The 19,035-nt window shown below is 54.1% G+C and carries 17 protein-coding genes; 10 read left to right on the top strand and 7 right to left on the bottom strand.

Annotated elements, in window-relative coordinates:
* Positions 1–142: 142 nt before the first annotated feature.
* Positions 143–1,255, bottom strand: a complete 1,113-nt coding sequence (locus V6575_RS15485) for a branched-chain amino acid ABC transporter substrate-binding protein (protein ID WP_340275608.1) — start codon at positions 1,253–1,255, stop codon at positions 143–145.
* A 248-nt stretch (positions 1,256–1,503) separates the two neighbouring features.
* On the opposite strand from V6575_RS15485, the gene V6575_RS15480 reads away from it, so the two are divergent.
* Positions 1,504–2,004 (top strand): flavin reductase, encoded by a 501-nt coding sequence (locus tag V6575_RS15480; RefSeq protein WP_340275607.1) that lies wholly within the window; start codon positions 1,504–1,506, stop codon positions 2,002–2,004.
* A gap of 101 nt (positions 2,005–2,105) precedes the next feature.
* The gene (locus V6575_RS15475; RefSeq protein ID WP_340275606.1) at positions 2,106–3,110 is read left to right on the top strand and encodes a P1 family peptidase; all 1,005 of its coding nucleotides are present in this window, start codon (positions 2,106–2,108) and stop codon (positions 3,108–3,110) included.
* A gap of 88 nt (positions 3,111–3,198) precedes the next feature.
* Here the strand turns inward: V6575_RS15475 and V6575_RS15470 are convergent, their stop codons facing one another.
* Positions 3,199–6,705, bottom strand: a complete 3,507-nt coding sequence (locus tag V6575_RS15470) for an indolepyruvate ferredoxin oxidoreductase family protein (protein WP_340275604.1) — start codon at positions 6,703–6,705, stop codon at positions 3,199–3,201.
* A gap of 147 nt (positions 6,706–6,852) precedes the next feature.
* On the opposite strand from V6575_RS15470, the gene V6575_RS15465 reads away from it, so the two are divergent.
* On the top strand, positions 6,853–7,332 hold the full coding sequence (locus V6575_RS15465; RefSeq protein WP_340275602.1) for an Lrp/AsnC family transcriptional regulator: 480 nt from the start codon (positions 6,853–6,855) through the stop codon (positions 7,330–7,332).
* Positions 7,333–7,415: 83 nt separating this feature from the next.
* Here the strand turns inward: V6575_RS15465 and V6575_RS15460 are convergent, their stop codons facing one another.
* Complete coding sequence (locus V6575_RS15460) at positions 7,416–8,663, bottom strand: NAD(P)/FAD-dependent oxidoreductase (RefSeq protein ID WP_340275601.1); 1,248 nt, start codon at positions 8,661–8,663, stop codon at positions 7,416–7,418.
* A gap of 114 nt (positions 8,664–8,777) precedes the next feature.
* Between V6575_RS15460 and V6575_RS15455 the strand changes: the two genes are divergently transcribed.
* On the top strand, positions 8,778–9,758 hold the full coding sequence (locus V6575_RS15455; RefSeq protein ID WP_340275599.1) for a bile acid:sodium symporter family protein: 981 nt from the start codon (positions 8,778–8,780) through the stop codon (positions 9,756–9,758).
* 92 nt (positions 9,759–9,850) lie between these two features.
* Positions 9,851–10,522, top strand: coding sequence for a ribulose-phosphate 3-epimerase (gene rpe, locus V6575_RS15450; RefSeq protein WP_340275598.1), 672 nt, complete (start codon positions 9,851–9,853; stop codon positions 10,520–10,522).
* Between the two features lie 51 nt (positions 10,523–10,573).
* On the opposite strand, the gene V6575_RS15445 is transcribed toward rpe, so the two are convergent.
* Together V6575_RS15445 and V6575_RS15440 are read right to left on the bottom strand one after the other, a co-directional pair.
* A complete protein-coding gene (locus tag V6575_RS15445; RefSeq protein ID WP_340275596.1) occupies positions 10,574–10,912 on the bottom strand; it encodes a hypothetical protein in 339 nt (112 codons plus the stop codon).
* Positions 10,913–11,152: 240 nt separating this feature from the next.
* Positions 11,153–12,841: a methyl-accepting chemotaxis protein gene (locus tag V6575_RS15440; protein ID WP_340275595.1), complete on the bottom strand. Its 1,689-nt coding sequence runs from the start codon at positions 12,839–12,841 to the stop codon at positions 11,153–11,155.
* A gap of 662 nt (positions 12,842–13,503) precedes the next feature.
* On the opposite strand from V6575_RS15440, the gene V6575_RS15435 reads away from it, so the two are divergent.
* The 5 genes from V6575_RS15435 to V6575_RS15415 all read left to right on the top strand — a co-directional run bounded on the left by V6575_RS15435 (position 13,504) and on the right by V6575_RS15415 (position 17,624).
* Positions 13,504–14,043, top strand: a complete 540-nt coding sequence (locus V6575_RS15435) for a hypothetical protein (RefSeq protein ID WP_340275594.1) — start codon at positions 13,504–13,506, stop codon at positions 14,041–14,043.
* Between the two features lie 119 nt (positions 14,044–14,162).
* The gene (gene purB / locus V6575_RS15430; protein WP_340275593.1) at positions 14,163–15,491 is read left to right on the top strand and encodes an adenylosuccinate lyase; all 1,329 of its coding nucleotides are present in this window, start codon (positions 14,163–14,165) and stop codon (positions 15,489–15,491) included.
* A gap of 4 nt (positions 15,492–15,495) precedes the next feature.
* Positions 15,496–16,245: a metallophosphoesterase family protein gene (locus tag V6575_RS15425; protein ID WP_340275591.1), complete on the top strand. Its 750-nt coding sequence runs from the start codon at positions 15,496–15,498 to the stop codon at positions 16,243–16,245.
* Positions 16,246–16,484: 239 nt separating this feature from the next.
* Complete coding sequence (locus tag V6575_RS15420) at positions 16,485–16,925, top strand: BA14K family protein (RefSeq protein ID WP_340275589.1); 441 nt, start codon at positions 16,485–16,487, stop codon at positions 16,923–16,925.
* Positions 16,926–17,069: 144 nt separating this feature from the next.
* The gene (locus tag V6575_RS15415; protein WP_340275587.1) at positions 17,070–17,624 is read left to right on the top strand and encodes an RBBP9/YdeN family alpha/beta hydrolase; all 555 of its coding nucleotides are present in this window, start codon (positions 17,070–17,072) and stop codon (positions 17,622–17,624) included.
* Positions 17,625–17,638: 14 nt separating this feature from the next.
* Here the strand turns inward: V6575_RS15415 and V6575_RS15410 are convergent, their stop codons facing one another.
* Both V6575_RS15410 and V6575_RS15405 read right to left on the bottom strand, forming a co-directional pair.
* A complete protein-coding gene (locus V6575_RS15410; RefSeq protein WP_340275585.1) occupies positions 17,639–18,424 on the bottom strand; it encodes an HpcH/HpaI aldolase family protein in 786 nt (261 codons plus the stop codon).
* Positions 18,425–18,580: 156 nt separating this feature from the next.
* On the bottom strand, positions 18,581–18,904 hold the full coding sequence (locus V6575_RS15405) for a DUF1476 domain-containing protein (protein WP_340275583.1): 324 nt from the start codon (positions 18,902–18,904) through the stop codon (positions 18,581–18,583).
* Between the last annotated feature and the right edge of the window lie 131 nt (positions 18,905–19,035).

Here is a 19,035-nt window from a genome sequence, read left to right as displayed (position 1 = left end):
CACAGGACCGGATGTTCGAATGAACGTAACCCCAATGCTATGCCACTGCAGGTCCAAGCGATATCCACCTAGCAGCAAAGTTCAAATTAACGTTAAGCGCCAGAGTCTTGTGCATCGTCCTCAGGTGAGCCTGGGCAAACACCTACCGAAGCGACTTCCGATCATAGACACCATCTTTCCAGACGTACCAGACATACCCAGGCAAGCTCATGTCTCCCTTTTTATCGAACGTGAGCGTTCCCAGAACCGTCTCAAACGTGCCCGCATTCAAGGCCTCGACCACCGGGTCAAAGTCAGGGGTACCAGCTCTTTTAACCGCATCCGCCCAAACCTGAACCGCAGCATATGTGGTCAGAGCATAGCTATCGGCAGGTTTTCCTTCGGCCTCCAGAGCCTCGGCAACCGATGCAGCTTCAACGTTTTCACGCGGATTTGGCGGCAAGGTCATCAAAGTGCCCTCACCTGCTGGACCACTGATCGCCCAATATGCCTCTGTGCCCAGCGCGTCGCCAGAAACAAGAACGATATCAAGCCCCTGCTCAACCATCTGACGTTTTATGAGACCGGCGTCTGCATGATAGCCGCCCAAATAAACAACATCGATGCGCTCCGATTTAAGCCGTGAAATCAGACCGGAATAGTCCTTTTGACCGGCATAATACGCCTCATAAAGGGCTTCCGATTTGCCTGCATCATTCATCACGTCCTTCGTCGCATCAACCAAGCCTTTGCCGTAGGCCGTCCGGTCGTGAAGCAACGCAATTCTTTCATCTTTAAAAGCACCCGCCAGATATTCACCTGCCACCTTGGCCTGCGCATCAGCACGGCCATGAAGCCGAAAAATGCCAGGTCCGGGGCGCTGATCCGTGAAGGCTGGGTGCGCAGTTGCCGGGGAAATCTCTACAATCCCGGCCTTGGCATAGACAGCGCTGGCCGCTATCGATGCCTCGGAGCAAAAATGCCCGGCGACGAAGGCAACGCCTTTGCCGACCATCTGATTGGCAACAGCAACAGCCTGCTCCGCATCACATTGATCGTCACCAATCTCCAGCACCACTTTTTCGCCATTAAGGCCACCTGCTGCGTTGATGTCAGCAACGGCCAGCTCTGCACCAGCCCTCATCTGATCGCCGAAAACAGCGTATTGGCCACTCATCGGCCCCACTGCCCCAATCGAGATATCCGCAAGCGCCAAAGCGGGTGCGATAACTCCGGCGAGAACAGCAACACTGGCCCAAAGATAGTTTCGCGTCATCATGCGCTCCTCGTTTCAGTCTTTTCTAGCTCAAGCCAGCAAGCCTTACCCCCGAAAACCCGCGACCTCACGAATTGACGATCCGGCAAATTGGGAAAATGACCTATACCCTTAAGGATTAGAATGTAGACTATTGATCAAAGAAACAGCTCTATCGCACAAGCGATTAAAGCTCTGGACCCTATGACAATATCCTTGAGAAGGGAAACATGTCCGTGAAATCGACACATGCGCAGGAAGGTCAAGACATGACCAAGTCTTTTCCGCTCGATCAGTTGACCTTCCGCGAGGCCATGAGCCGTATTGCAACGGCCGTCCACGTTGTTACCACAGATGGTCCAGGCGGCCGAACCGGTGCCACTGTTTCTGCGGTTTGCTCTGTCTCTGATGATCCCGCGAGCATTCTTGTTTGTGTCAATAAAACAAGCCGGACCCATGGCGCCATCGTGCAAAATCGGGTGTTCTGCGTCAACACGCTCGATGAGAGCCATCAGGACATTTCTGATGCCTTCGCCGGTCGTGGAGATCTGGCCATGGACAAGCGCTTTGATAGCGCGCACTGGACGTCGCTTGCCACCGGCTGCCCCGGCCTCGATGAAGCACGCCTGAGCATTGATTGTGAAGTCCAGTCGATTACCGAGGTCGGAACGCACTCAGTCATTATCGGAACAGTTGCAGACATCCGCATGAATGAGCCCGGCAACTCGCTTATGTATGTGCGCCGTGGCTACCATAGTCTCGCCAAATAGCCCGCCCCATATAACTTACTCCAAATAATTCAACAAAGAACGATGATCCGGTCTAGGCTTTCTCAAAGCACCCAGCCGAGTTCCAGCAAACAGGTGGTATCATGCCAGGCCCGCGCAATCTCATCACAGATGTTCCTGGCCTCAAGGTCGGACATGCCTCAGACCCGGACCTGAAATCAGGCGCAACTGTCCTGCTACCTGATGAGCCTGCCGTTGCCTCCGTTGCTATTCATGGCGGTGCTCCGGGAACACGAGAGATTGCACTCCTTGAGCCCGAACAAACCGTTCCCAAGGTTGATGCAATCGTCCTGGCTGGCGGGTCGTCCTTCGGCCTGGATGCTGGCGCAGGCGTTCAAGGCAGGCTTGCAGAGCTCGGATATGGCTACGCAGTCGGGCCAGTCCGCGTGCCGATTGTGCCAACCGCAATCCTGTTTGATCTTCTCAATGGCGGCGATAAAGGGTGGGGTTCATCAGCCCCCTATCGCGATCTCGGCAGAGCAGCACTTGATGACATTGGCCTCGATTTTCCGCTTGGAACAATTGGCGCGGGCACAGGCGCAACCACCGCGAATCTAAAGGGAGGCCTCGGCTCCGCTTCCATCGTACTGGATAATGGTGTCACCGTCGGAGCGATTGTCGCCGTCAATGCGCTGGGCCGTGCCACCATTGGCGACACAGGGCATTTTTGGGCGGCCCCATTTGAGCAAGGACTTGAGTTTGGCGGACTTGGCCTGCCTTCACCACTTCCACCGGACGCAGTTGACGTCAAAACCAAGCTGGATGGTCTGAAGGCGGGCGCCAACACAACAATTGCTGCCGTTGCCACCGATGCCATCTTAACCAAATCAGAAGCAAAACGACTGGCTGTCATGGCTCATGATGGTTTGGCCCGTGCGCTTTGGCCAGCGCATACGCCGCTGGATGGCGATCTTGTATTCGCCATGTCGACCGGCCAGCGCCCCATGGACCGCGCCTTGGAAGACATGATCCAGATCGGCGCAGCAGCAGCCTCATGCCTTGCTCGTGCCATTGCCCGTGGTATCTATCATGCCAATGCTGCCGAGGGCGACCCGGTCCCAATATGGCGTGATAAATACGGTCGATAAACCAAACCAAAATGCCCGGGGTGTACCCCGGGCATTTCAATAATCTCAGGACATTCAGCAAGCCGAATAATCAGCTTTGAGACAGACCTTATTCCGCTGCCTCAAGATAGTCCTTCGCACTGTTGTCACCATCATCGCCGGACACACGGTTCAGCTGCTGCAGCAGTTGAGCACGCTTTTCCTTCGCCTTGGCCAGATTGGCATCCTTCACCGGACCAAACCCACGGATCATGTCCGGCACACGGGCAAGCTCAACCAGCAGGCCGTAGTTACCGCCATCAATCCGGCGAACAACCTCTTCCAGATCTGACTGATAGCTAACGATCAGCTCCCGCTCGGCCTTGCGTTCTTCCGTGCGGCCAAAGGGGTCAAACCATGTGCCGCGGAGACCTTTGAAACGCGTCATCAGCTTGAAGGCAGAGAATATCCACGGACCAAAGGCTATTTTCTGCGGCCTTCCGGTCTTTGGGTCCTTGGTGTGAGCGATCAAGGGCGGTGCCAGATGGATCTTGATTTTCTTCGGATCTGCGAACCGTTCCAGCAACTTGGCCTTGAAGGCAGGCTCTGAATAAAGCCGAGCCACTTCATACTCGTCCTTATAGGCCATCACCTTGTAAAGCAGCTGGGCTGCGGTTTCGCTCAACCGCATTGTTCCAGGCCCATGTGTCTCGTCGGCTGCTTTTACACGGCCAATCAAATCGCGATAGAGTTTCGCATAGTCAGCACTCTGATAGGCCTCAAGCTCAACAGCAAAAGCGTCAATCTGTTCGCCCAAGGGCTTTTTCTCAACGCTGGTAGGCTTCGGCAGATGAGACAGGATCGCATCAGCATCAGCGGCCAACACACGTCCTGCCCGGAACGCCTGAATATTTGCAGCCACAGCCGTGCCATTCAACTTGATCGCAGCTTCAATGCCCGCGCCTGAAATTGGCAAAGCACCGGACTGATAGGCCATGCCAACAAGGATCATGTTTGCAAAGATCGCATCACCCAGCAACTTCTCGCCAATGCTGGCTGCATCCATCGGAAGATAGAAGGCAGATCCCTCATTCAGAGCTCTGTCCATCCGAATTTCATCAAAGGACAAGGTTTGTTGCATGACAAATTCCGCCGTCGGGGCAACACGCGTGTTGGCAAACGTGCTGGTCGTCTCGGCATTGACCATCGCCAGCTGCTCCGCATTGGCCGCAACGATCATGTCACTGGCGAGCAGAACATCCAGACTTGCTGTTGGAACACGTGGTCCTTCAATCGTTTTGTCTCCTGCAGCAAAGCGCAGGTGAGATGTCACCGGACCGCCCTTTTGGGCCAAACCCGTCATATCCAACGTCGAGGCATGATTGCCATCGATATGTGTCGCCATGGCCAAGATAGCGCTAAGCGTTGTCACGCCCATGCCGCCAATGCCAGCAACCAACATATTGCGCGTACGCTCTAGGCCGGGCAGTACAGGGTCTATGATGCCAGCGACAAGCGCATCAATATCAACCTCTGCCTTGTCAGCCTTGCGAAGAGCAGCGCCTTCAATTTCAACAAAGGAAGGACAGAATCCCTTCACGCAGGAAAAGTCCTTGTTGCAGCTGGACTGATTGATCTGACGCTTTTCACCAAACGGTGTTGCCATTGGCTCAACCGAGAGGCAATTGGATTGCACCGAACAATCCCCACAGCCTTCGCACACACGATCATTGATGAACAAACGCTTGTCAGGGTCGGCCATAAGTCCGCGCTTGCGGCGGCGGCGCTTTTCCGTGGCGCAGGTCTGGTCATAAACGATGACCGAGACGCCCGCATGTTCCTGCAGCTCTTTTTGAACTGTCATCAGCTCATCGCGATGGCTAATCCGAGCACTAGACGCGATATCGCTCCAGCCGCCGTAAAGATCCGGTGTTTCGCTAAGGACTTCAATCCGACCCACGCCTTCGGCAGCAAGCTGGCGGGTGATCTGCGGCACAGTCAATTGACCATCGACCGGCTGTCCGCCCGTCATCGCCACAGCGTCATTGAAGAGGATTTTATAGGTAATGGAGGCATTGGCAGCAATCGCCTGGCGGATCGCCAGAATGCCGGAATGAAAGTAAGTCCCATCACCAAGATTGGCAAAGACGTGCGTGTCGTTGGAGAACGCCTGCTGGCCAACCCACAAAATCCCCTCACCGCCCATCTGGATCTGACCATCTGTGCTACGCCCGGCAAGTTCGGTCATGGCATGACAGCCAATACCCGGCAGGGAGCGGGCACCTTCCGGAACAACGGTAGAGGTGGAGTGCGGACAGCCAGAGCAGAAATAAGGAATACGTGCGGCCCGCTCCGCATGTCCCTGCGCCCACATCACCTGTTTGTTCATCCGCTCGGCAACACCGCGCATCTCATTGGTCACGGCATCTTCAGGCAACCAGTCCAGCAACCCTTGTACGATTTCCGCGGTCGAGAGTTCCAGAACATCTGATAGGAAGGGTGCACCATTCGGCCGCTTCTTACCCCAGATTTCCGGGCGGCTGTCCGCGGGCATATGATAGAAAGCTTCCTTGACCTGAGGCTCCAAAAAGCCCCGTTTGTGTTCAACGACAAGCAAGCGCTCAGCCCCTCGGGCGAAATCGAGAACACCTTCTGGCTCAAGCGGCCAGGTCATGCCGACCTTATAAACAGCAAGGCCCAGGTCTTTGGCTTTTTCTACCGTAAGGCCCAGCAGGTCCATCGCCTGCAGCAAATCACGGTAAGCTTTGCCGGTTGCCACAAGAGCAAGCCGGACACGCCGATCTGAGCCAAAACCGACGCGGTCAATGTTGTTGGCACGCACATAAGCTTGAGCTGCTGGCAGACGCAAATCGCGCAGCAAACGTTCGGTTTCCAACCGGTTGCCCAGCAGGAGATCCCGATTGATAGAAAAATCCTTGCGCGGATCCCCAACAGGCGGGCGGATGAAATTCAGTCGCGCATCATCAATGTTGATTGTTGCAGAGGCATCCATAGTATCAGCGACGCAGATCAACGCGCTCCAGATACCGCAAAATCTAGACATTTCCAGGCCATGCAGACCAAAGTCCAAGACATCTTGAATATCGGAAGGGTTCAGAACCGGAATCTCGGCGTGTTGGAAGAAAAATTCACTTTGCGCCGGCAGAACAGAGGACTTGGCGAGATGATCATCACCAGCAAGCGCCAGAACACCGCCATTACGATCCGTGCCTGACGCACTGGCTTGCTTCAGCGCATCACCAGCGCGGTCGACGCCCGGAGCCTTGCCGTACCAGATTCCGAAAACGCCATCATAATCACTGCCTTTTGGGTGCCCCTTCAGCTTCTGCGATCCCCAGACGGCTGTTGCTCCAAGCTCTTCGTTCACAGCTGGCAGGAAATGAATATCATTTTGGTCGAGAAACCGCTTCGAGCGGGTGAGTTCTGTATCGTAGCCGCCAAGTGGGGACCCGCGATACCCGGAAATAAAGCCACCCGTTTTCAGTCCGGCATTTCTGTCAAACCGCGCACGATCGAAAGACAAGCGGACCAGCGCTTGAATGCCGGTCAGATAGACCTGCCCTTTCGTGGCGACATATTTGTCATCCAGCGTGACTTCGGGCACATGGACATTCATTAGGCTTCACTCCTCTCCAAACAAAGCATCAAGGCAACGCGTCTCGCCCGTACTCTTCAGATCAATATCATCCTTTTCAGCAACAATTTCTGTGCTATCGTCCCATCAAATAGACAAAATATCGAAATTATATTTCCCAAAGAGACCATGACAGAAAAAAACCTCCTAGACCCCTCAGATATCCGAATTCTACGCGCCCTCCAACGCGACGCCTCTCTCTCCATTGCTGAAATTGCCAAGGAGGCTGGAATGAGCCAAACGCCTTGCTGGCGGAGAATCAAGAAGCTCAAGGAACAAGGTATTATTCGACAGATCACGGCAATAATCGACAGGGAATCAGTTGGTCTCGGGTTCGTGGCCTATTCCTTCGTCAAACTGGCCGTTCCATCTCGCGAGAATATGGAAACATTCGATAAGCTCGTGCACCATTGGCCTGAGGTCGTGACCTGCGAACGGATCACCGGAGCTGTCGATTATCTGATCAAGGTGGTCACTGATGATATCAAGACTTACGATGGCTTCCTGCGTCTGAAGCTGCTCGACAACACCCTCGTGTCAGATGTCCAGTCCCGCATCGTGGTCAACACAGTCAAGGATACAGTCGCCCTGCCCCTACGCGAAAACTAGACCATTTTTCGAGGGATTCGGTCACTCTGCACCAACAATACGGGCGAAAATACTCTATCTTATTCTTACAATTTTCAAGTTTATCATGTCAGAAATCTCAGAGGCGACAGGGGTGCACAATCCAGCCCAGGGTCCGCCCCGAGAATCATATCGGTCATCAAACGCCCGCTCAAAGGCCCAAGAGTGAAGCCCGATGCTCCATGGCCAAAATTATACCAAAGCCCAGGCCGCGCCAGAGACTGTCCTATGACCGGCAGTGAATCAGGTAAATACGGACGACTTCCCATCCAGGGATCGCCTGGAACGGGTGCCCCAAGAGGAAAAAGCGTTTCGGCCCGTTGACTGGCACGGCCCAGCTGGACCGGATTTGCAGGCGCTTCATGTGCAGCCAGTTCAATACCCGTTGTCAGCCGTATCCCCTGCTCCATCGGCGACAGCACATAGCCATGATCGACATCTTGTACCGGACGCGAAAGCGAAGCGCCTGACCTTGGCCGAAAATGAAGATTGTAGCCACGGGTCACAGCCAGCGGAAACTGCTCGCCATAACGGGCCGCGAATGCAGCAGACCAAGGCCCCAAGGCGACAACCACCTCCCGAGCGGTGATTTTCTTGCGGGGTGTCGTAATGCGCCAGCCATAGCGCCGCTGTTCAAGTGCAAAAGCATCCCCGTTCAAGAACACACCGCCCTCCTGAATGAAATGCCGCCACAAAGCCTCGACAACTCCGGCCGGGTTTGAAACAGATTCACTCTCTGGCCAGTACACGCCATAAAGAGAATCGGCCTTCAATCCCGGTTCAACTGAATTCAAATGACCACCGACAAGCTCACGGTAGTCTGCCCCAAACACCCTTGCGTAGTGGCGCTCGCGTTGATCCGCCTTGAAGCTGGCCTCAGAACGATAAACCTGCAGCCAGCCGCTTTTCCGGTAGAACCGCTCGGCATTGGTTTTGATCGAAAGCGCTCTGTGTTCCTTGATTGCGCGCGCCCGCATAGGCGCCATAGTGCGCGCAAAACGCTGTGCTTCCTGCAATCCATTTTGCTGAGCATAAAGCCGAAGCCACGGAACCAACCGCGCCAAAGCTGAGAAATCGCAATGCACGGCGGTCGACTGTTTCAAGGCAATGTCGAGAAGATCAGCAGGACGGCTGGGTATCGGTGTTGAGCAAAATCCATTACGAGCAATGATACCCGCATTGCCACCGGAGGTTTCCTCGCCCGGGTGCCCCCGATCAATCAGGGCAACCTCCAGCCCACGCTGACGAAGATGAACCGCCGTCGATGTGCCGACGATTCCAGCACCCAGCACAATGACATCGACCTGATCCAAATTGGCCCCTTGGAAACACACAATATTTGCTCTTATCCTACAACAGCTTAAAACAACAAACTGCTAAAGATATTTTAGCCCGCCTCTTCTGCCCGCCCCGGAGACTTACCGACAATGTTGTCACATACTTTATCGGCGCTTGGATGGATCGGGCAGCGCGGCCCCCTCGCCTTAACTGCAAGCGTTCTGATCGGCATGACATTGCCGTCTCTGTCGGCCTATGCCCGCCCGTATCTGACGGCAGCAGTGTTCGCACTCCTGATGCTCGCATTTCTGCGGGTGAACCCACAAGCGGTTCGCCAACGCGTGAAGCGACCAGTAATTATTCTCCTTGCAACGGCATGGATGATGCTGATCGTTCCCCTGATCGCTGGGATCGCCATCTGGTTTTATGGCGCAGATCAAATCGACCCTCAAATCCTTTTGATAATCTTCATTGTAACCGCTGCTCCGTCCGTCATGTCCGCACCCGCATTCATCTATCTGATGGGCCTGGATGGTGCGCTCAGCCTGGCGATCATGATCGCCGCAACCTCTCTGACACCAATCACTGCCCCCTTGATGGCAGAGTTCCTGCTTGGCAGCTCTCTCAACCTCGACAGTCTTGATCTCGCTGTACGTTTTGCAGCGCTGCTCGGCGGGTCACTGACCGTTGCCATGGTCATCCGCAAGCTGATCGGGTCCGCTCGGATCGCAGCGTCCAAAACCCGAATAGACGGACTGAATGTACTGGTTCTGCTTTTCTTCGCCGTCGCTGCCATGCACGGCGTGGCGCATAGTTTTGCCAGTCGGCCGATTTTCACCTTCGCGATTGCCGCACTGACTTTTGGCGTTGCATTCTTCCAGATCGGCATAACCCTGCTGATCTTCTCAGCCAGCAATCGCGCAGATGCATTTGCCATCGCGCATTCTGCAGGCAATAGAAACATGGGGTTGATGGTGGCGGCGCTTGGCGGCACCGTTCCGGAGTTCACCTGGCTCTGGTTCGCCCTTGGCCAACTACCGATCTATATGCTGCCAATGATCCTGAAACCGCTGGCTCGGCATTTCATTTTGAACAAAAACGCACCCAAAACGGTGAGTGATCTGACCTAAACCTCAGCTAAAACGATTGAAGTCCGTCCATCGACTTGCTCGCCTGCCCTGCCCGTGATAGCGGCCAAATACCAGACACTATGGAGCCTGCCATGAGCCGTGATATCCTGATTGCCCCGTCGATCCTCGCCTCTGATTTTTCCAAACTTGGCGAAGAGGTCCGAGATGTCGTTCAGGCGGGGGCTGACTGGATCCATCTGGATGTGATGGACGGCCATTTCGTACCCAACATCACCTTCGGTCCAGATGTCATTGCCAAGCTGCGCCCGCACACGGACAAGATCTTCGACACTCACCTGATGATCGCGCCTTGCGATCCATATCTGGAAGCCTTCGCCAAGGCTGGGTCGGACATCATCACCGTTCATGCAGAAGCAGGCCCACATCTCGACCGCTCCCTTCAGGCGATCCGCAATCTCGGCAAGAAAGCTGGCGTCTCACTCAATCCGTCCACGCCTGAAAGCGTGCTGGAATACGTGCTGGACCGCCTTGATCTGATCCTTATCATGACCGTCAATCCGGGTTTTGGCGGTCAGAAGTTCATCCAGGCAATGGTCGACAAGACCGCCCGCATCAAACAGATGATCGGCGACCGCCCCATCGACATCGAGATCGACGGTGGTGTGACACCAGAGACCGCCCCGCTTGTCGCAGCAGCCGGCGCAAATGTTCTGGTCGCAGGCTCAGCTGTCTTCAAAGGCGGCGCGGTCGAAAGCTATACCGACAACATCAACGCCATCCGCAAGGCCGCTGAACAGGCCTGATTGATTCAGTGTCGCCCGTCTCAAGAGACGCGCGACACTGAGTCCAAATGTTCAAGGCAGATAGACTAGGCTGTCCAAAGTTGGCGTTTCATCCCAGAAATGAAACTTGGCCGTGACGCTCTTGTCATAAAATTCCTCGTCATCAATATCCTTGTACTGGCATGAGACGGAAACTGCATTTGGGTCCAGTGTGCCATTCATCGGGTCAAAACCCGGCGCCCAGTTCAGCGGCGTATCACATTCACCAAGACCGGCGACGGCTGCCGCAATACCAGCAGCCCCAGCAGGCGATGAAAGAAATCGCTCAAAATCGACGCTTTCAGCTTGTGCTGCACTGGACAAACAAGCAGCGGCAAATCCGAACAGAGCGTATTTTGCAGTTTTTTTCATTAATTTGGCCCGTTTTTTTTAAGAATTAAATAGAAACCAAAGTGGATGGATCTAAGTAATATAAATTACTCTCTAGGTAAAATTTCAAGTACGAAACGCTTACTCAACGAGACATCGCCACGCACCCCAGCATGATATTGCCTAGGCTGAGGTCAAAATTGCAAGAATGCAGAAAACAAAAAAGCGCGAGAGTTTTCTCTCGCGCTTTTTTTCAAAATTCTCAGCGAAACTCCAGAAACATCAAGCAGCTTCAGTGCTTGAATTCTGGTTGATCCCATCAAGGAACAATCCGACTTCTTCACGTAGCGTGCGAGACTCTGTGTCCAGACTTTCAGCAGCTCCATGAACGTTATCGGCCATCTCGCGGGTCAAGCCTGCAGCTTGTGAAACGCCGACAATATTCGATGACACCTGCTGTGTGCCTTCTGCAGCCTGCTGAATATTCATCGCGATATCGTTTGTCGCAGCGCCCTGTTGCTCAACAGCAGCTGTGATGCTTGTTGAAATTTCGTTGATCCGTCCAACGGTCTCGGTGATCGCACCAATCGCATCAACTGCGAGCTTGGTTTCACCTTGAATGCTGGAGATTTGAGCCGAAATTTCTTCCGTCGCACGAGACGTCTGTGTAGCCAGTTCCTTCACTTCCGAGGCCACAACTGCAAAGCCTTTACCAGCCTCACCGGCACGGGCAGCTTCAATGGTTGCGTTGAGTGCCAGAAGATTGGTTTGTTCGGCGATCGCTTGAATCAAGGTCACGACTTCACCAATTTTACCAGCCGCCGCCGACAGCCCCTGAATACGGTTGTTGGTTTCGGCAGCCTGACTGGAAGCCTGGGTCGCAATCTGGTTTGAAGACGCAACCTGACGAGCAATCTCAGTCACTGACGCGGCCAACTCTTCAGACGCAGCTGCCACGGTTTCTGTATTGGAAGACGCACTTGCCGCTGCACCGGATACAGTCTCACTTTGAGACGAAGTTTGCTGAGCCGCCGCATTGAGGCTTGTCGACGATTTCTGCAAGCTATCAACTGAACCGGAAATCGTATCGAGCAAGGAGGCGATCGTGTCACGAAAGCCGCCGCATAGAGATTGAATGTTCCGCGAACGCTGTAGGTCAACTTCCTGGCGCTCTACCTGATTTGCAGCCATAGTCCGTCGTTCATTCTCATTTGCAACGAATGTTTCCATGGCCTGCGCCATTTCGCCGATCTCATCACCACGGCCTGCCCCGACGATTGTAATGTCTGTGTTGCCGCTCGCAAGGCCAGTCATATCCGTCGTCAGAGCCTTGAGCGGGCGCACGACATTGCGGATCGCAGCAATGGCAATTGCGATAACAAAAGCGCCACCCAGTGCCAAGACACCCGCCAACTTTGCAGTGCTCCACCAAAAAGCAGAATAGACATCATCAAGATAAACCGCAGATGCGATCACCCAGCCCCATGGCTTGAAGAGTTCGGACCAGCCCGCCTTGGGAACGTTCGATGTCTTGACGCCATTCAGCGTCCGACTTCCGAGGTAGTGGTTCACACCACCGCCTGCCTTCGCATTTGCGATATAACCCCGGGTAGTCGTTGAAGTTGAGGGCTCACCACCCTCCTTGTCACGAGAGTTGCTGACCACTCGAACGCCATTTTCATCGAAGGCAAACACCCGGGCGCCACCTTCAAAGACCATTGCACGGATCGCATCGCGTGTCATGATTTGGGCCTCTTCATCGGTCCAGTCACCAGCCTGCGCACGTGCGTAATTTTCACCTGCCATCGCCACAGCAGTCTCAACCAGGGCCCGAACTTTCGCAATCCGCTCGGCCTCAAGCGTAGTCAAAAGTGAAGATTGATTATATGTAACAATTCCCATAACAAAAATTGCAAAGCTCAAAATCGGCAACCAGATTTTGAAACCTATTCCAAGACGATTGAGTGTCATGCTAAGCCCCAGTTTAAATTACTCCCAAAAAACAGATATATAGAGTAAATTTAACGCTGAGTTAATCATGAAGAAATTGGCTATCTAAGCTTGTATTTTCATCATTTACTCATTCGTGGCATTGGTATTATTTCCAATGACTGATCCATAAGAAAAAATTCAGGCACTCCGACCTGATGGAAAAATCATAGCCAAATAACGCGCGCCAAAATCTTATTCGGCCATTTCGAAACAAGGCAATGAACACGTATTGCCACAACAATGAAGTGTCTGTCTGCTCAGCTAACTCTTCTGTCTCCTGGCCAACAGAGCGATTTCCGCTCCGTATTAGGGTCCGGCCTCACAACAACCTTTCGATGCTCAGGGAATTTTAAAGTTTGTCAAATCCAACCCCAATACCGCAGTGCGGTACGATGATGGAATTTGAAGCCCTCTGATTGCTTCCACAACCGCAATTCTGCGTCACGACCAGCTTGCAAATAACCGATGGCCATTGCTCTGGCGGTCGGGATCTCTGGCATGATGGTCCTGAGCTCAATGGACCTTACACCAGCCATGTGTTGCACGCCGCAGCAGGCAAAGGTTTTTCAATCATTCTGCATCAAGTTGCGAGAATGTTCAGAACTCGACTTACCGCTGACAACGATCCAGGAGCGCACGCCTTGAAGACCGCAAAAACGGATCCGCGCCAGCTGAACAGCCGCGCACAGCGGGGCTCGATGTCCCGGTTTCCAGCTGAAACGGTTCTTGGCTTTGCCCTGACTTGGTGCGTGCTGATCACAGGACTTGTTTCTCTTCAACTTTATCTGATTGGCCAGGCTTTCAGCGAGCGAACCTTGGCAGTTGTATTTATGTTCGTCGCTGGCAGCTTTTTAGGAGGCTTGTTCGCTTGCGCTTTTGCCTGGCTGATTACACGCTGGCACAATCAGCCCAGCGCTCGCTTTGCTGCCATGTTCATCGGATTATCCTGTGGCACAGTTGGAATGACTGCTCTGATCCATTATCTGCATTTCCGCAGCTATTTTGCTGATGAGCATAGTCCGGTTTTTACAATATACTGGGTTTTCGAAACACTCATGACGGGCGCCAGTTCAGCTTATATCTTCACCGTTGAAGGCATGCAGCTGCTTTTGCCGTGGGGCCTTCCCTTGCTCTTCGCTGCAGCTTGGGATTATGCGCGTTCCGGCAACACCCGCCGCTGACATAGAGTTTGGGCCTCTCTTTATAACAAGCCTTATCCGATAAAAACCAACCTCTGCATTGAGAGACAACGCAGTTCCTGTTAGACCGCGCGCAACAGCTCCCAAAATGAGGTCCCGCGATGATCCCGCGCTATTCCCGCCCCGACATGGTCGATATCTGGTCACCTGAATCCAAATTCCGCATTTGGTTCGAGATTGAGGCCCACGCATGTGACGCGCTCGCAGACCTCGGCGTGATCCCGAAAGAAGCAGCCAAAACCATTTGGGAAAAAGGCGGCGCGGCGACCTTTGACATTGATCGCATCGACGAAATCGAGCGTGAAACCAAGCACGATGTCATCGCGTTCCTGACGCATCTTGCTGAAATCGTGGGCCCGGACGCTCGTTTCGTCCACCAGGGAATGACCTCTTCGGACGTTCTGGACACCTGCTTCAACGTTCAGCTGGTCAAGGCGACAGATCTTCTGCTAGCCGATATGGATGCGCTTCTGGCTGCCATCAAGCGCCGCGCTTTCGAACATAAGAACACGGTCACCATCGGCCGGTCTCATGGCATTCACGCAGAGCCGGTGACATTTGGCCTTAAGATGGCCGAAGCCTATGCAGAGTTTGATCGCTGCAAAACACGGCTTATCAATGCACGCGCTGAAATCGCAACATGCGCGATCTCCGGCGCTGTCGGCACCTTCGCCAACATTGATCCAAGTGTTGAAGAACATGTTGCCAAGTCGATGGGCTTGCAGGCTGAACCGGTCTCGACCCAGGTAATCCCGCGAGACCGTCATGCCATGTATTTCGCCACACTCGGCGTCATTGCATCCTCGATCGAGCGCGTCGCCACCGAAATCCGCCACCTGCAGCGCACAGAAGTCCTGGAAGCCGAGGAGTTCTTCTCCAAGGGCCAGAAGGGTTCATCCGCCATGCCGCACAAGCGCAACCCTGTCCTGACCGAAAACCTGACCGGCCTGGCGCGCATCGTGCGCATGGCAGTCACCCCGGCAATGGAAAACGTGGCTCTCTGGCACGAGCGCGATATCTCGCATTCGTCCGTGGAACGCATGATCGGTCCGGATTCGACCGTCACCCTCGACTTCGCTCTGCATCGCCTGACAGGCGTCATTGACAAGCTGATGGTTTATCCCGAGCGCATGATGGGCAACATGGACCGTCTTGGCGGTCTGGTGCATTCCCAGCGTATCCTGCTGGCCCTGACACAGGCTGGATCATCTCGTGAAGATGCCTACCGGCTGGTTCAGCGCAATGCCATGAAGGTCTGGAACAGCTATCAGGTTTCCGGCGATTCCGACGTGGACTTCCTGACCGAACTTCTGGCCGATGAGGATGTGCGCAAATATCTGTCGGAAGACGACATTAAGGACCGCTTCGATCTCGGCTACCACACCAAGAATGTTGACGCGATCTTCAACCGGGTGTTCGGCGAAAGTTAAAACCATGAAACTGGCTGTCGTTGCGGATATACATGGCAACGTTCTGGCACTTGAGGCCGTTCTCGCGGACCTCAAATGCGAGGCGCCAGACACAGTGGTCAACCTTGGGGATTGTGCCTCCGGCCCGCTCTGGCCGGAGGAAACAGCAGCAGTCTTGCGCGAGACCAACTGGCCGACGGTGCGCGGCAATCATGACCGGGTGATCGCAGCGGGAAATATCCCGCCGGAAAACCGCACCGACAGTTTCACTATCGCTCATCTCTCGACTGAAAGCCTGACCTGGATTCAAGGCCTCCCGCCGGTCATTCAGCTGAGTGATGACATTCTGCTCTGCCATGGCACACCGGACAGCGATGTCTCCTATCTTACAGAAAACGTCATTGGCGACAGCCTCCACCGTGCAGATCTTGACACCATCAGAAGTCGGCTGTTGGGCAATGACACGCCGCTGATCTGCAGCGGCCATACCCATATCCAGCGGCTGATCACCCTCACAGCATCACGCCAGACAATCATCAACCCAGGAAGTGTCGGCCTTCCGGGGTACAGCGATGACACGCCAGTGCTGCACAAAGCCGAGGCTGGCAGTCCTCATGCCCGTTATGCCTTGATCGAACAGACATCCGATGGCTGGCAGATTGAAATGCGCGCCCTGACCTATGATTGGGAAGCGGCTGCAGCCGAAGCCGAGCGCAACGGCAGACCAGACTGGGCCACACCCTTACGCAGTGGATTTTTCGGTCAACTGCTATAGTAGATTGGAGCGATGCAACCGTTCCCCTGATACAAATCGATACACTTGAATACAAATATTCATTTATATTACAGAGCCTTAGCGTCTATAAAGTTTAACTAGGAGTTCACGAGATATCTTCCCGTGCAGCCTTGATCGGATCAGCTCTTTTCCGTCTTAGGACGGCATAAGAAACTGGAATGCAGACCATATTGTCTTCCCAGCTCCGATGATAATTTCAACGAGAAATGAGGCCACTTATGAGTTCGATTTCAAAATTGATTGCAGTTATCGCTGTCATGACAATGAGCGCAATTTCCATTGCTCCCACATCCGCTATGCCACTTACTGCCAAAAGCGCGCAATTCCATTCGACAATCGACGGTGCCCTGGTCCAGGTCAAAAGCCGCAAGGGCTATTACACTCGAAACGGTGAGCGATATTATAATGGTCACCGCGGCTACAATAAAAAGCGCAAAGGCTATCGCCAATTCAACGGATGGTGGTTCCCGTCGGCGGCTTTCTCAGCCGGACCTGATGGCAGCAATGTTAAAAACCATGGCCGCAAGGTTCAAAAGCACACAAGATTGTCCCGGAAACATTATGCTTGGTGTGAGAAAAAATACCGCTCGTACCGGGCAAGTGACAACACGTTCAATCCGTATAAAGGACCGCGCCGCGCATGTCGTTCGCCATTTTGACGGATAATCAATTGATCTGACTTCAGGCCGGTGAAATTCGCCGGCCTTTTGCTATTTAATGACGTTGAATTTGACAAAAACGCCTGTTCTCTCCATGAGACATTGAAAGCTGACACAAGCGCCCTCACGAAGAGACACGAAGCCATGAAGATCTCAGAAGCCGATATCCTGCTTATTCCAGGTTATGGAGAAACCTCCAAAAGCCACTGGATGTATCGCTGGCAGGAAAAAATGGCCTCTGCATGGGTCGTGGAGCAAAAGGACAAAATTCATCCCATTCGCAAGGTCTGGCAGGACACGTTGCTGGCCCGACTGGAAAAGACCTCCCGTCCGGTGGTTCTAGTCGGCCATTCCCTTGGCTGTATTTTTCTCGCCCATGCAGCTCATGCCCTGCCGAAAGACAAGGTCAAAGGAATGTTTCTGGTCGCCCCGTCGGACTGGGACCGCCCGAACCTTGTGCCCGGCTTCGACGGCGGTGATTTTGTGCCCATCCCGCGCCATCCCCTCGGCCTCACCACCCATGTCGTCGCAAGCCAAAGCGATCCTTATTGCGAATTCGACACGTCAAAGGCCCTCGCCCAATCATGGGGCGCAACCTTCCAGGACGCAGGCGATGCCGGACACATCAGCATAGACAGTGGCCACGGGCCTTGGCCCGAAGGCCTGATGTCCTTCGCTCACTTCATGAAGCGCTTCTGACAACTTTGAGGGCTTTACGCCTTGGTATGCGTCCCGATGGATGTCAGAAGGTCACTGGCAGCCTCAGTGAACAGCAGCATGTCGACGCCATAGGCCAGGAACCGGAAGCCGGCTTCCGTGGCCCAGGCGACGTCCTCAACGGATGTACAGAACTTGCCAGCAATCTTGCCAGCTGCGCGGGTTCTGGTCGCAATTTCGGCCGCCGCCTTGCGTGTGGCGTCATTTTCCGGGTCCAACTCAGCCCCGTTTGACAGCGTAAGCGACAAGTCGGCCGGCCCGACAAAAACAGCATCAAGCCCCGGCACCTGAAGAATCTCATCAAGAACCTCAAATGCTTCAGGCGTTTCTATCATGGCAAAGCCGAGCGTTTCATCATTGGCGCAGCGCAGGTAGTCCATCGGAGGTCTGCCCATCAGCATCGCACCACGATGCGGGCCCCAGCTGCGCGCGCCCACCGGCGGGTATTTGATCGCATCCACAAAGGCACGGGCATCGTCTGCCGAGTTGATCATGGGAGCGATGACTGCTTCCGCCCCCAGATCAAGCAACCGGCTGGCAGTCGCGTTCTCGCCGACCGGGATCCGCGCAACCCTGTGTGCTCCGCCAAGCGCTGTGGATGCCAGTCCCTCACGTACACTCGCGATGTCATGCTGACCGTGCTGCATATCCAGCGTGATGGCAGGATAGCCTGCTCGACCCAAGAGCTCACACAAAATGGCTGGAGCCAGCCCTGACCATGCGGTGACAATGACTTCATCAGCCCGAAGACGTGCAGCCAGCGTTGTCGTGTTCTCAGTCATGTCGTTTCAATCCTCCCAAAACGTTGGGTGTATCAAAACGCCTTGGCCAAACCTCCACAAGGTCAACAACCCGTCCAAAGTGTTCGCAGGCCAATAAAAAAGACTCCCGCATGGTGGCGGAAGCCTTTTCGAATTTCACAGATGAGGACAGGCAGATCAGCCTTTCTGGATCTGCTCGATTGCCGTGTGCATCAATTCGTCCATGGTGCGGCGAATCTGGTGATCGGACTGTTCGACCGACTTGGCATCGAAATCTCCGCGGATTTTGCGGAACACGTCTTCATCGCCCGGCTCTTCGAAGTCAGAACGCACAACTTCCTTGGCATAAGCCTCGGCAGCATCGCCTGCTTCTACGCCCATTTTTTCAGCCGCCCACAAACCAAGAAGCTTGTTGCGCCGAGCTGTCGCCTTGAACTTCAGCTCCTCGTCATGCGCGAACTTGCTCTCAAAACCGTCATCGCGCTTGTCGAATGTGCTCATTCTGGTGTCTCCTGAACTTCGGGAAGCCTCTAATGTCCCTTATATAGGAACTATCTTGGGCACTTCCATATCCTTCGGACGTTTCCAAATCAACGCGATAAAACCCTTATGCCTCAAAGATGGCGGTTTCT

Origin of the sequence: Roseibium algae, assembly GCF_037783265.1 — a bacterium.
GTDB classification, from domain to species: Bacteria; Pseudomonadota; Alphaproteobacteria; order Rhizobiales; family Stappiaceae; genus Roseibium; species Roseibium algae.
The sequence above is the reverse complement of the archived record's forward strand: the minus strand, read 5'-3'. Positions and strand labels throughout refer to the sequence as shown.

Coding starts and splice junctions, on each gene's coding strand:
- V6575_RS15485 (WP_340275608.1), bottom strand. CDS start 1,255: ATGACGCGAAACTATCTTTGGGCCAGTGTTGCTGTTCTCGCCGGAGTT.
- V6575_RS15480 (WP_340275607.1), top strand. CDS start 1,504: ATGACCAAGTCTTTTCCGCTCGATCAGTTGACCTTCCGCGAGGCCATG.
- V6575_RS15475 (WP_340275606.1), top strand. CDS start 2,106: ATGCCAGGCCCGCGCAATCTCATCACAGATGTTCCTGGCCTCAAGGTC.
- V6575_RS15470 (WP_340275604.1), bottom strand. CDS start 6,705: ATGAATGTCCATGTGCCCGAAGTCACGCTGGATGACAAATATGTCGCC.
- V6575_RS15465 (WP_340275602.1), top strand. CDS start 6,853: ATGACAGAAAAAAACCTCCTAGACCCCTCAGATATCCGAATTCTACGC.
- V6575_RS15455 (WP_340275599.1), top strand. CDS start 8,778: ATGTTGTCACATACTTTATCGGCGCTTGGATGGATCGGGCAGCGCGGC.
- rpe (WP_340275598.1), top strand. CDS start 9,851: ATGAGCCGTGATATCCTGATTGCCCCGTCGATCCTCGCCTCTGATTTT.
- V6575_RS15445 (WP_340275596.1), bottom strand. CDS start 10,912: ATGAAAAAAACTGCAAAATACGCTCTGTTCGGATTTGCCGCTGCTTGT.
- V6575_RS15440 (WP_340275595.1), bottom strand. CDS start 12,841: ATGACACTCAATCGTCTTGGAATAGGTTTCAAAATCTGGTTGCCGATT.
- purB (WP_340275593.1), top strand. CDS start 14,163: ATGATCCCGCGCTATTCCCGCCCCGACATGGTCGATATCTGGTCACCT.
- V6575_RS15425 (WP_340275591.1), top strand. CDS start 15,496: ATGAAACTGGCTGTCGTTGCGGATATACATGGCAACGTTCTGGCACTT.
- V6575_RS15420 (WP_340275589.1), top strand. CDS start 16,485: ATGAGTTCGATTTCAAAATTGATTGCAGTTATCGCTGTCATGACAATG.
- V6575_RS15415 (WP_340275587.1), top strand. CDS start 17,070: ATGAAGATCTCAGAAGCCGATATCCTGCTTATTCCAGGTTATGGAGAA.
- V6575_RS15410 (WP_340275585.1), bottom strand. CDS start 18,424: ATGACTGAGAACACGACAACGCTGGCTGCACGTCTTCGGGCTGATGAA.
- V6575_RS15405 (WP_340275583.1), bottom strand. CDS start 18,904: ATGAGCACATTCGACAAGCGCGATGACGGTTTTGAGAGCAAGTTCGCG.